The 11595-nt window shown below is 59.1% G+C and carries 11 protein-coding genes and 1 tRNA gene; 8 read left to right on the forward strand and 4 right to left on the reverse strand.

Features of this window, described 5'->3' with window-relative positions:
* The 7 genes from J7G73_RS10525 to J7G73_RS10555 form a co-directional block, all read left to right on the forward strand.
* On the forward strand, positions 1–403 hold a 403-nt coding region (locus J7G73_RS10525; protein ID WP_291246218.1), incomplete at its 5' end, for an alpha amylase C-terminal domain-containing protein.
* A 70-nt stretch (positions 404–473) separates the two neighbouring features.
* The gene (locus J7G73_RS10530) at positions 474–1691 is read left to right on the forward strand and encodes a glucose-1-phosphate adenylyltransferase (RefSeq protein WP_291246225.1); all 1218 of its coding nucleotides are present in this window, start codon (positions 474–476) and stop codon (positions 1689–1691) included.
* Positions 1685–2809, forward strand: a complete 1125-nt coding sequence (gene glgD, locus J7G73_RS10535) for a glucose-1-phosphate adenylyltransferase subunit GlgD (RefSeq protein ID WP_291246219.1) — start codon at positions 1685–1687, stop codon at positions 2807–2809. The genes J7G73_RS10530 and glgD overlap by 7 nt, the downstream gene beginning before the upstream one ends.
* A gap of 115 nt (positions 2810–2924) precedes the next feature.
* Positions 2925–4343: a glycogen synthase GlgA gene (gene glgA, locus J7G73_RS10540; protein WP_087292306.1), complete on the forward strand. Its 1419-nt coding sequence runs from the start codon at positions 2925–2927 to the stop codon at positions 4341–4343.
* Positions 4344–4623: 280 nt separating this feature from the next.
* Positions 4624–4824, forward strand: coding sequence for a hypothetical protein (locus J7G73_RS10545; protein ID WP_291246220.1), 201 nt, complete (start codon positions 4624–4626; stop codon positions 4822–4824).
* A gap of 102 nt (positions 4825–4926) precedes the next feature.
* The gene (locus J7G73_RS10550) at positions 4927–5136 is read left to right on the forward strand and encodes a hypothetical protein (protein WP_087292315.1); all 210 of its coding nucleotides are present in this window, start codon (positions 4927–4929) and stop codon (positions 5134–5136) included.
* A 220-nt stretch (positions 5137–5356) separates the two neighbouring features.
* Complete coding sequence (locus tag J7G73_RS10555; protein WP_291246221.1) at positions 5357–6328, forward strand: serine hydrolase; 972 nt, start codon at positions 5357–5359, stop codon at positions 6326–6328.
* 78 nt (positions 6329–6406) lie between these two features.
* On the opposite strand, the gene udk is transcribed toward J7G73_RS10555, so the two are convergent.
* The 3 genes from udk to J7G73_RS10570 all read right to left on the reverse strand — a co-directional run bounded on the left by udk (position 6407) and on the right by J7G73_RS10570 (position 10659).
* A complete protein-coding gene (udk, locus tag J7G73_RS10560; protein WP_087292322.1) occupies positions 6407–7024 on the reverse strand; it encodes a uridine kinase in 618 nt (205 codons plus the stop codon).
* A gap of 150 nt (positions 7025–7174) precedes the next feature.
* On the reverse strand, positions 7175–8911 hold the full coding sequence (locus tag J7G73_RS10565) for an ABC transporter ATP-binding protein (RefSeq protein WP_291246222.1): 1737 nt from the start codon (positions 8909–8911) through the stop codon (positions 7175–7177).
* Positions 8908–10659: an ABC transporter ATP-binding protein gene (locus tag J7G73_RS10570; RefSeq protein WP_291246223.1), complete on the reverse strand. Its 1752-nt coding sequence runs from the start codon at positions 10657–10659 to the stop codon at positions 8908–8910. Before J7G73_RS10570 ends, J7G73_RS10565 begins: the two co-directional genes overlap by 4 nt.
* Positions 10660–10868: 209 nt before the next feature.
* Here J7G73_RS10570 and J7G73_RS10575 point away from each other — a divergent pair, with 209 nt between their 5' ends.
* Complete coding sequence (locus tag J7G73_RS10575) at positions 10869–11351, forward strand: GNAT family N-acetyltransferase (RefSeq protein WP_291246224.1); 483 nt, start codon at positions 10869–10871, stop codon at positions 11349–11351.
* A gap of 149 nt (positions 11352–11500) precedes the next feature.
* Here J7G73_RS10575 and J7G73_RS10580 read toward each other — a convergent pair.
* Positions 11501–11576 (reverse strand) — tRNA-Pro (locus J7G73_RS10580).
* Positions 11577–11595: the final 19 nt, after the last annotated feature.

The following is an 11595-nucleotide window of genomic DNA, read 5'->3' on the forward strand; positions in this document are numbered from 1 at the left end:
CTTCAACCCCATCCAGCGCGTGGACTACCAGATGGGCGTGCCCAACCCCGGTACCTACAAGGAGCTGCTCAACAGCGACGATGTGAAGTACGGCGGCGGCGGGGTACACAACCCGGCCAAGCGCACCCGCAAAAAGCCCATGCACGGTTTCGATCAGAGCATCCAGCTCACGCTGCCGCCTCTGAGCACCGTGTATCTGGCCGTGCCGGAAGCAAAGGCACAGCCCAAGAAGACCGCAGACAAGAAAACTGCGGAAAAGAAGACCACCGGGAAAAAGCCCGCTGCCCAAAAGCCTGCCGCGAAGAAATCCGCCGCGGCCAAAACGGCAAAAACTGCAGCTGCGGGCACCAAACAAGCCAGGAAGCCTGCCGCCTCCAAAAAGGCGGCTCCCAAGGAGAAGTGAATGCTTCTTACTGGGCGCTTTGGAATAAAACAGCACATTAAGGCGGAAAACCGCCGATAAGGGGAGAAAAATTATGAAAGAATGTATCGCAATGCTGCTGGCCGGCGGCCAGGGCTCACGGCTTTACGCCCTGACCCAACGGCTGGCAAAACCGGCTGTACCTTTTGGAGGAAAGTATCGTATCATCGACTTCCCCCTGTCCAACTGTGTGAACTCCGGTATCGACACGGTTGGCATCCTGACCCAGTACCAGCCTCTGGTGCTGAATGAGTACATCGGCAATGGCCAGCCCTGGGACCTGGACCGGCTGTACGGTGGTGTACATGTGCTGCCTCCGTACCAGACGGCCACCGGCTCTGACTGGTACAAGGGCACTGCCAATGCCATTTATCAGAACATCAACTTCATCGATCGCTACAATCCCAACTATGTGGTGATCTTGTCCGGTGACCACATCTACAAGATGGATTACGGCAAAATGCTGGACTTCCACAAGGAGAACGGCGCCGACTGCACCATCGCTGTTATGGAAGTGCCCTGGGAAGAGGCCAGCCGTTTCGGCATCATGACCGCCGACGAGAACAACGTGATCACCAAGTTTGAAGAGAAGCCGAAGGAGCCCAAGAGCAATCTGGCTTCCATGGGTATCTACATCTTCACCTGGGAGAAGCTGCGCAAGTTCCTGATCGAGGACGAGGCCAACCCCGCTTCCGACAACGATTTTGGTAAGAACATCATCCCCAGCATGCTGGCCAGCAAGGAAAAGATGGTGGCCTACCACTTCGAAGGCTACTGGAAGGACGTTGGAACCATCAGCAGCCTGTGGGATGCCAACATGGACCTGCTGAACCCCAATGTTTCGCTGGATGTCTGGAGCGACGACTGGAAGATCTACTCCCGCAACTCCGGTATGCCCGGCCAGTGGATCGGCGCCAACGCGGTGATCGACAACTCCATGGTCACCGAGGGCTGCCGTGTGGAAGGCAAGCTGATCCAGAGCGTTCTGTTCGCCGGTGTTGAGGTGGGCGAGGGCGCCGTGGTGGAGGATTCCATCATAATGCCCGGCGCAGTCATCGAGCCCGGTGCAACCGTAAAATATTCCATTATTGCTGAGAACGTGGTCGTGAAGAGCGGCGCGGTTGTTGGCGAGCGCCCGGAGGACATGGAGAACGTGGACGACTGGGGCGTGGCCGTTGTTGGCGAGGGTGTGACCATTGGCGCGAATGCCAAGGTGGGCCCCAAGGCAATGGTTGTTAAAGATGTTAAGGATGGTGAGGAGCAATGGTAAAATCGAACACTGACGCCCTGGGCGTAATTTTCCCTAACGCGCATGACTCCCTGGTGCCGGAGCTGGTGGCCGAGCGTACCATGGCTTCCGTGCCTTTTGGCGGCCGTTACCGCCTGATCGACTTTGTGCTGTCCAGCATGGTGAATTCCGGCATCAGCAATGTGTCCATCGTGGTAAAGCAGAACTACCACTCCCTGATGGATCACCTGGGCTCCGGCCGTGAATGGGACCTGACCCGCAAGCGCGGCGGCCTGAACCTGGTTCCTCCCTATGCGGAATCCAACGTGAAGCTGTATCGCGGCCGTGTGGAAGCACTGGCCAGCCTGGTGGAATTTTTGGAGGATCAGAAGGAAGAGTTCGTGATTATGAGCGATTCCGATGTGGCCTTCAACTTTGATTTCAACGAGCTGATTGCTGCGCATGTGGCCAGCCAGGCCGATGTGACCGTGATGTATCAGCGCAGCGTGATTCCTCAGGGCCTGAAAGAGGACAACTACACCCTGAAGCTGCAGGACGGCCGTGTGACCGAGCTGCTCACCAACGATTACCGTCCCGGTGTGCAGAACCTGTCCATGAACGTGTACATCATCCAGCGTGAGAGCCTGATCGCCATGATCAAGGACGCCTCCATCCGCGGCCTGCTGTACTTCGAGAAGGACATCCTGGCCCGCAACCTGGAGCTGCTGAACGTGCAGGGCTTTGAATACACCGGCTACACCGCCCGCATTGCGGACCGTAAGAGCTTCTTTGAAGAGAATATGCGTCTGCTGGACCCCAAGAATCTGGATGCGCTGTTCCCCGAGGATAAGCCCGTTTACACCAAGGTACACGACAATGCGCCCACCCGCTACGCCATGGACTGCCAGGTGAAAAACAGCATGGTGGCCGACGGCTGCATCATCGAGGGCGAAGTGGAGAACTGCGTGCTGTTCCGCGGTGTTAAGGTCAAGAAGGGCGCGAAGGTGAAGAACTGCGTGCTGATGCAGAACACCGTTGTGGAAGCCGGTGCAGAAGTGGAGTACACTGTGACCGACAAGAACGTGAAGATCACTGCCGACAAGAAGCTGTCCGGTACAGATACCTTCCCGGTATATGTGGCCAAGGGACACACGGTATAAATAATCCTTGAAGGGAATCTGCGTATTCCCTGATCTCTCTCCCCGGGGCGGGAGCCGGGGATTCCACCGGCTCCCGCCCTATCCCATATATACCCCATTGAAGGAGGAACAACACATGAATGTTCTTTTTTGCGCCAGCGAGGCCAATCCCTTTGCCGCCTCCGGCGGTCTGGGCGATGTGGCGGGCAGCCTGCCCAAGGCCCTTGTGAAAAACGGCGTGGATTGCCGGGTGGTCATGCCGCTGTACGGCGATTTGAAGTTCCGTGACCAGCTGACCTACGTGACCAACTTCAGTGTTCCGGTGGGCTGGCGCAGCCAGTATTGCGGCCTGTTCACCTGTCAGCGGGACGGTGTGACCTTCTACTTCCTGGACAACGAATACTACTTCCGCCGCAGCGGTCTGTATGGCTTCTATGACGATGGCGAGCGCTTCGCCTTCTTCAGCCGCGCCATTCTGGAGATGCTGTTCTACACCGACTTCGTGCCGGATGTGATCAATGCCAATGACTGGCAGACCGCGCTGGTGCCGGTGTTCCTGAACCTGTACTACCGTCATCTGGACAAGTTCAGCCGCATCAAGACCGTGTTTACCATCCACAACATCCAGTACCAGGGCAAGTACGGCCTGGATATTCTGGAGGATACCTGCGGCATCGGCCGCCGGGATGCCCACATTGTGGAGTACGACGGCTGCGCCAACTTCATGAAGGGCGCCATCGAGACCGCCGACAAGGTGAGCACCGTAAGCCCCACCTACGCGGGTGAGATTCTGGACCCCTGGTTCAGCCATGGTCTGGACGGCCTGCTGCGCCAGAAGCAGTACAAGCTGTGCGGCATTCTGAACGGCATCGATGTGGATTCCTACAACCCGGAGAGCGACCCCAACATTGCCGCCCATTATAATGCCGACACCTTCGCAGAGGGCAAGGCTGCCTGCAAGAAAGCGCTGCAGGAGGAGTTCAATCTGGATCAGGACGGCAGCCCCGTCATGGCCATGGTGACCCGTCTGGTGGGCCACAAGGGCGTGGATCTGGTGCGCAGTGTGGCCGAGGGCCTGCTGGAGCAGGGCATCGAGCTGGTGATCCTGGGCAACGGTGAACATGCCTATGAGGCTTTCTTCAGCGATCTGGCAGCCCGGCATCCCGGCCGGGTGGGCGTTTACATCGGCTTCGTGCCGCCGCTGGCCCGCCGCATTTATGCGGGTGCGGATATGTTCCTGATGCCCTCCAAGTCCGAGCCCTGTGGCCTGGCCCAGATGGTGGCCTGCCGTTACGGCACCATTCCCATTGTGCGGGAGACCGGCGGTCTGCGGGATTCCATCCATGACTCCGGTGACGGTTACGGCAACGGCTTCACCTTCAGTCAGTACAACGCCCACGACCTGTACGAGGCCTGCTGGCGTGCCAAGGAGGGCTACTGGCAGAAGGAGGGCTGGCCGGTGCTGGTGCGCCGCGCCATGTGCTGCGATTTCAGCTGGAACAGCTCGGCACAAAGCTACATCGATATGTACAATCAGGTGATTACACTTTGGTAATTTGGCTAAAAGAATTCTTCTTGCTTTTTTGAATTTTGTATGATATTCTAAGAACGAGGAGAGGAGGTAGGAACTATCAATTATGGCCCCAATCAAATTCAGCAAGGGCTGAACACCAAGCTGTATAACGAGACAGAGGGCTTTTCTGCCGGCGCAAAGGACGCCGAGAAAGCGATGAAAGCCGCGGAAGCCGCCTACCAGAAGGAGCTTGGAATTTATAAGCCTACCCTTCTGGAACGCCTGAAGGCGATGTTCCGCAGCGCGTAAAGAGGAGGTGCTCATGAACACCAGAATCCCGCGCACAGCCGCGGAGATGCGGCAGTTTGATGAGACCGGGCTTTCCCGCCGGCAGAATGCCGGCCAGCGCGAAGCGGAAAAACAGATGAAAGCGGCCGAAGAGGCCTATCAGAAAGAGCTTGGAACTTACCGGCCGGGAGTTGGCCGGCGGTTGCAGACCCTGCTGAAACGATTCTTCAAATGAAAAAGGCGGGGGATGCGGATGCATTCCCCGTTTTTTCGCGCACAGCCACCGGGGTTTGTGCGCATGCTGGTACGAACGCTGTTGAAAGGAGATGCGCGTTTTATGTTGTTTTTGATGCCTGCACAGTCTGGTCGGGTAAAGACCGAGATCGAGATCGATGTGAACAGCTACGGAATGGTGAACTACACCGCCGAGCAGCGCAAAGCGGATAAGGCAATGCGCGCTGCGGAAAAGGCATACCATAAGCAGTTGGGAACCTACGAGCCCACCTGGTGGGAGCGCATGAGCGACAACTGGAAGAAGGGTGCCTGAGGGGCGGACGTATCAGATGCAGAAAAAGCCACGCCGGAAGTTCCGGCGTGGCTTTTTGCGTAAAGCAAGAAGTTGAAAAAATTGTGTAATTGCTCTATTTTAAAAAATTGTAGTATAATAGAAAAAACCAGCCGGTCGATGTTCACATGGCCGGCGGTTTGCTTTTGGGGGAAAAGGGAGGAGCGCGCGGAGGTTTAAGCTTCTGCACGTAAAAACGACAATGAAAACACAAGCAAAAAAGACCCGCAAAAAGAAACACACCCGCTGGCCATGGGTCGTGATGGCGGTGGTCATGGTCCTGGTGATCGTGGCGGCTGCCCGCTCAATGATGCGGCAGGCAGTGGGAGCGGCGGCCAGTGCCTCTGCGAGCCAGAGTGTCAGCCAGGCGCATCCCGCACCGCAGCCGGAATCCGAGCCGGAGCCCACTGCCACGCCGCAGCCTACTGCCACACCTGAGCCGGAGCTGAGCAGTGAGAAGCCCATTACTGCGGCGGAAGCAGCCGAGATGGATACGCTGCTGGACAGCATGCCCGGCAGCATTTCGGTGTGGATTCAGGACATCGCTTCCGGTCAGACCTATACATACCAGCCGGACAACGGCTTTTATTGCGCCAGTACGCTGAAGGCACCCTATGCCCTGTGGCTCTGCCAGCGGGATGAGGAAGGGTTGATCGATCTGAATGCGGCGGTTGGCAGCAAGACCGGCTGGGAGCTGATCGACCCGATGATCGCCCACAGCAGCAACGGGGCGGCCCATGATCTGGGCCAGATGTGGCCAGGCAGCCTGGAGACCGGCTTCTCGGACTTTTTGGCGGAGCTGGGATTTGCCAGCCCGGAGGGCTGTGAGGTGGTGGAGGAAGGCATCCACGGCTGGGTCACCGGAGCAGACGGCGGACGGGCCATGCGGGCGCTGTATGATTATTTTGAGACCGGAAGCGAGAATGCGCTGAAATTGCAGGAGTCCTTCCTGGCAGCGGACCACGATCTGCTGTATTGCCCGGCCCCGGCGGCGAAAAAGTACGGCAGCTGGGATCAGGCGCTGCACGATATGGCCATCGTTTATGCGGACCGGCCCTACATCATCTCCATGTTCACCGACTGGGGCGACGAGGATGTCTCCTTCCCGGAGGAGGGGCGTGAGCGGATGCAGCAGGTTGGTAAACTGGCGGCGGAGATCATTCTGGATGACTGAGCGGCTTTTTGCGCGACAAAGAATAAAAAACGGCCCTGCGTACCTGGTTCGAGGTACGCAGGGCCGTTTTTTTATCACTTAGGCCTGGTTCAGATGGCTTTCCAGCCGGTGGATGAGCATTTCCAGAGCAACGGGATTCTTGCCGCCCTCGGGAATGATCAGATCCGCCCGGCGCTTGCTGGGCTCCACAAACTGCTCATGCATGGGCTTTACGGTGGTCAGATACTGAGAGACGACGCTGTCCAGCGTGCGGCCGCGCTTTTTCACGTCCCGCACGATGCGGCGCAGAATGCGCACATCGGCATCGGTGTCCACAAAGACCTTGATGTCCATCAGATCGCACAGCTCCTGGCTGGCAAAGATCAGGATGCCCTCCACCAGGATCACCGGCGCGGGCTTGACCTCCAGCAGGTCATCCGAGCGGTTGTGCTCCGAGAAATCATACACCGGGCAGTAGATGGTCTCGCCCCGCTTCAGCGCGGCCAGATGCTCCACCATCAGGTCGGTATCAAAGGCATCCGGGTGGTCGTAGTTGGTGCGGCAGCGCTCGTCGTAGGTCAGATGATCCTGACGCTTGTAGTAGTTGTCGTGGCTGATCACGCTGATCTGGTCGCCAAAGCGCTCCTTCAAACGTCGGGTCAACGTGGTTTTTCCGCTGCCGGTGCCGCCGGCCACGCCCAGTACCATAATATCCATGCCAGATTGCCTCCTTGCACATCCCTAGAGCCCCCGGGCCGTGCGGTGAACCGCCTGCCTCGGCTGAATCGTTATTTTATATATTATATCATATCTGTGCCCACAAGGGGAACAAAAAATGAGAATTTGGACGGGAAAAGGCGAGTTGTGTCACTGAATGGCGAACTGGCTGTTGTAAAGCCGGGCATAGAAGCCGCCCTTGGCCAGAAGCTCCCGGTGGGTGCCCTGTTCCACGATGTGGCCCGAATCCATGACCAGAATCTGGTCCGCCGTTTGGATGGTGGAAAGCCGGTGCGCCACCACAAAGCTGGTGCGGCCCTCCATCAGCTGCTCGAAGGCCTGCTGCACCAGCATCTCGGTGCGGGTATCGATGTTGCTGGTGGCCTCGTCCAGAATGAGCATCTGGGGCCGGCACAGCAGAATGCGGGCGATGCACAGCAGCTGTTTTTGCCCGGCGGAAAGGTTGCCGCCGCCCGGGGCGATGAGGGTGTCGTAGCCCTGGGGCAGGCGCTGGATGAAGCCATGGGCATGGGCAGCCTTGGCGGCCTGGATGATCTGTTCCATGGTGGCGTCCGGCTTGCCGTAGGCGATGTTCTCCCGCACGGTGGCGTTTTTCAGCCAGGTTTCCTGCAGCACCATGCCGTACATCCCCCGCAGAGCGCTGCGCTTGAGCTGCCGCGCCGGAACACCGTCCACCAGAATCCGCCCGCTGTCCACCTCGTAAAAGCGCATCAGCAGATTGATGAGGGTGGTTTTGCCGCAGCCGGTGGGCCCCACGATGGCGATGCGCTGGCCCGGCTCCACCTTCAGGCAGAGATTTTGGATCAGCGGAACGTCCTTCCGGTAGGAAAAATCCACCCGGTCCAGCTCCACCCGGCCGCTGCAGCGCTCGGGTGCCAGTGCGCCGGGCGCATCTGCCGGTTCCGGCTTCAGATCGATGGTCTGGAACAGGCGCTGGGCGCTGGCCATGGCGGTCTGCAGCTGGGTGAGCACGCTGGTGACCTCGTTGAAGGGCTTGGTATACTGGTTGGCGTAGGTCAAAAAGGCGCTCAGGGTGCCCACACTCAGCGCGCCGCTCAGAGCGGCCAGACCGCCGAACACACCCACCGCGCCGTAAACGATGTTGTTCACAAAACGGGTGCCCGGGTTGGCTGCCGCCGAGTAGAACACCGCCCACAGGCTGGCGCTGCGCAGCTCCTCGTTGATCCGGTCGAAGGTTTCGCAGCACTGAGTCTCATGCCCGAAGGCCTTCACCAGATCCTGGCTGTTCACCATCTCGTTCACATAGGCGGAAAGCTGGCCCTGGGCCGCGGCCTGCTTGCGGAACAGCGCATGGGTGCGGCTGGCCACAAAGCGGGCAAACAGGATGGACAGCGGGGTGACCAGCACCACCACCAGTGCGATGAAGGGGTTCAGATAAAACATGATGACCAGTACGCCCAGAATGGTGGCCGCGCCGGGCAGCAGCTGGGTAAGCCCCTGCAGCAGACCTTCGGACACCGCGTCCGTGTCGTTGACCAGGCGGCTGACCAGATCGCCGTGGGGCAGCTGGTCGATGGTGGAAATGGGGACCGCATTCAGGGCATTGAAGGCCTGCTGGCGCATGTCCTGTGCGGCAAGGGCGCTGATGCGGCGGATGCACACGTTCATCACCCACTGGAAACCTGCTGCCAACAGGATGCACAGGGCCATCGCTGCCAGCAGAACGGCCAGATGCCGGAACTGCACAAGACCCGGGCCGATCAGGCAGTCGATGGCGCGGCCGATGAGCACCGGCGTCATCAGGGTAAAGGCCACCTGCAGCACTGCGGAAATGCAGCCCAGCACAAGGCTGCCCCGGTAGGGCCGCAGGTAGGAAAAAATCCGTTTCAGAATCGAGCGCTTCATCGGGCACTCACCTCACTTTCCGGGTTTGCTTGCGGCACCAGCTTCTGGGAAACGCAGATCTCCCGGTAGACCGGGCAGGTCTGCAGCAGCTCCTCATGGCTGCCCTGGCCCACGAGTCGGCCTTCGTCCATGACCAGGATGCGGTCCGCGTCCTTTACGGCCGAGGCACGCTGGCTGATGAGCAGCACCGTCATGCCGCCGGTATCCTGCTTCAGGGCACGGCGCAGCGCCGCGTCGGTGGCGAAATCCAGTGCGCTGGAGGAGTCGTCCAGAATCAGCAGTGAGGGCCGCTTTGCCAGAGCGCGGGCGATGGTCAGGCGCTGGCGCTGGCCACCGGAAAAGTTTTTGCCGCCCTCCTCCACCGGAGTGTCCAGGCCTTCCGGCTTCTGCTGTACAAAGTCCCGGGCCTGGGCGGTGGTAAGTGCTGCCCACAAGGCATCATCGTCCGCCTGGGGTGCACCCAGCTGCAGGTTGCTGCGGATGGTGCCGGAAAACAGCTTCACGTTCTGGGGCACATAGCCGATCTTTTCCCGCAGGGCTTCCAGCGGATAGCTGCGCAGGTCCTGGCCATCCAGCAGGATGCGGCCGCCGGTGATGTCGTAAAACCGCAAAATCAGGTTGGCCAGGGTGGTCTTGCCGCAGCCGGTGCCGCCGATCACGCCGATGGTCTGGCCCTGTTCGGCGGTGAAGCTCACTCCCTCCAGGGTGTTTTTGCCCGCGGGGCCTGTGTAGGAAAAATCCACCTGCTCAAAGGCCAAAAAGGCACTCTGCTCCCGGGTGTGGGGAACGCTCTCACCTCGGATGCTGCTCTCGGTGGCCAGCAGGGCGCTCAGCCGTTTGGCGCTGGCTGCAGCGCGGGTGAACTGAACGATCAGGTTGGCCAGCACGATCAGCGCCAGAAGGGTCTGGGTCATGTAGTTGACCATGGCGAACACATCGCCGCTGAGGATCAGCCCCCGGTCCGCAAAGCGGGCGCCGTACCAGAGAATGGCCAGAATGGCAAAGTTGGCGATCACATAGGTGAGGGGATTCAGCGCGGCCGAAATGCGGCCCACCTGGATGGTGAGAGCGCTGTGGGCATCGCTGGCAGCGGCAAAATCCTTCTTCTCGCTTTCCTGGCGGGAAAAGGCCCGGATGACCCGGGCGCCCTCCAGGTTCTGGCCGGTCAGGGTGCCCAGCGTCTCCTGCCGCTGCTGGATACGGGCGTAGTCCGGCAGGGTGCGCTTCATCACCTGATACAGAACCAATACGATCAGCGGGGTGGAGATCAGGAAGATCAGCGCGATGCGGGCGTTCAGCACAAAGGCCATCACGATGGAGCCGATGGCCAGAAAGGGGGCGCGGGTGGCCAGACGGATGAACATGTTCACACCGTTCTGCACCTGGTTCACATCGTTGGTGATATGAGTGATCAGACTGCCCGCGCCGATGGCGTCGGTCTCATGGCCGGAAAGGCTGAGGATGTGGCGGAAGACCTGGCGGCGCAGGGAAGCGCCGAACCCGAAGGCGGCCACGCTGGCGAAGTACTGGCAGGTGGTGGCTGCCGCGACGCCCAGTACCGCCAGCAAAAGAAGAAAAAGTCCCTGCCGCAGCACATAGGCCCGGTCTCCGCCGGCAATGCCCACATCAATGATGTTGGCCATGAGCAGAGGGACCATGAGCTCCAGTACGGCTTCCAGCAATTTGAACAGGGGCCCGAGGATCAGCTGGGGGTAGTATCCCCGGAAATTGGTGCACAGTGCTTTCAAGCGATACGCTCCTTTGCAATAAAATAGGGCCGGGAAAAATCCGGTCTGTCCTTTATTATATAAGAAGAAACAAGAAAAGAAAAGCGAAGCGTCCGGCGGGCAGCAAAATGGATTCCCCGGCGGATTTGTGATAAAATTTGTGGTAGATACAAAAAAACGGGGCTTTTCCCGCAACAGAAAAGCGCCCGGAACGACAGGAGGAGAGCCGGATGAATCAAACGCCCGTATTTCGCTTTGCAGAGGAGGGGGATACCCCGCTGATTCTGCAATTTATCCGGGAGCTGGCCGACTACGAGGGCATGCTCAGTGAGGTGGTGGCAGATGAGGCCACGCTGAAGGAATGGATCTTCCGCAAGCAGAAGGCGGAGGTATTGTTTGTGCTGGCGGACGGCCGGGAGGTGGGCTTTGCGCTGTTCTTCCACAACTTTTCCACCTTCCTGGGCCGGGCCGGTTTATATCTGGAGGATCTGTATGTGAAGCCCGAGTACCGGGGCCGGGGCTACGGCAAGGCGATTCTGAAAAAGCTGGCGGCCATCGCGGTGGAGCGGGGATGCGGCCGCCTGGAATGGTGGTGCCTGGACTGGAACAGGCCCAGCATCGATTTTTATCTCTCGCTGGGGGCGCAGCCCATGGAGGACTGGACGGTCTACCGCATCACCGGCGACACATTGACGAGTCTGGCCCGGGAATGATTTGAACAAACAAAAATATCGCGGAAGCCGAAGCCTCTGCGGTATCCAAAGAAAAAGCTGTACTACTTTTTGGTGAAAAGGGTGAAAAGTGAAGAGCGAAAAGTGAAGAAGTAAAAATCGGCAAGCACCTGACGGTGCTTGCCGATTTTTGGTCGGAGTGACGGGACTTGAACCCACGGCTTCCTGGTCCCGAACCAGGCGCGCTACCAACTGCGCTACACCCCGATGTAAAAAATAGCAGCAG

Origin of the sequence: Allofournierella sp., from assembly GCF_017889395.1 — a bacterium.
Lineage (GTDB): Bacteria > Bacillota > Clostridia > Oscillospirales > Ruminococcaceae > Allofournierella.

Excerpts from the sequence above, each read along its gene's own strand:
- glgD (WP_291246219.1), top strand. The coding sequence starts at position 1,685 with ATGGTAAAATCGAACACTGACGCCCTGGGCGTAATTTTCCCTAACGCG.
- glgA (WP_087292306.1), top strand. The coding sequence starts at position 2,925 with ATGAATGTTCTTTTTTGCGCCAGCGAGGCCAATCCCTTTGCCGCCTCC.
- J7G73_RS10545 (WP_291246220.1), top strand. The coding sequence starts at position 4,624 with ATGAACACCAGAATCCCGCGCACAGCCGCGGAGATGCGGCAGTTTGAT.
- J7G73_RS10550 (WP_087292315.1), top strand. The coding sequence starts at position 4,927 with ATGTTGTTTTTGATGCCTGCACAGTCTGGTCGGGTAAAGACCGAGATC.
- J7G73_RS10555 (WP_291246221.1), top strand. The coding sequence starts at position 5,357 with ATGAAAACACAAGCAAAAAAGACCCGCAAAAAGAAACACACCCGCTGG.
- udk (WP_087292322.1), bottom strand. The coding sequence starts at position 7,024 with ATGGATATTATGGTACTGGGCGTGGCCGGCGGCACCGGCAGCGGAAAA.
- J7G73_RS10565 (WP_291246222.1), bottom strand. The coding sequence starts at position 8,911 with ATGAAGCGCTCGATTCTGAAACGGATTTTTTCCTACCTGCGGCCCTAC.
- J7G73_RS10575 (WP_291246224.1), top strand. The coding sequence starts at position 10,869 with ATGAATCAAACGCCCGTATTTCGCTTTGCAGAGGAGGGGGATACCCCG.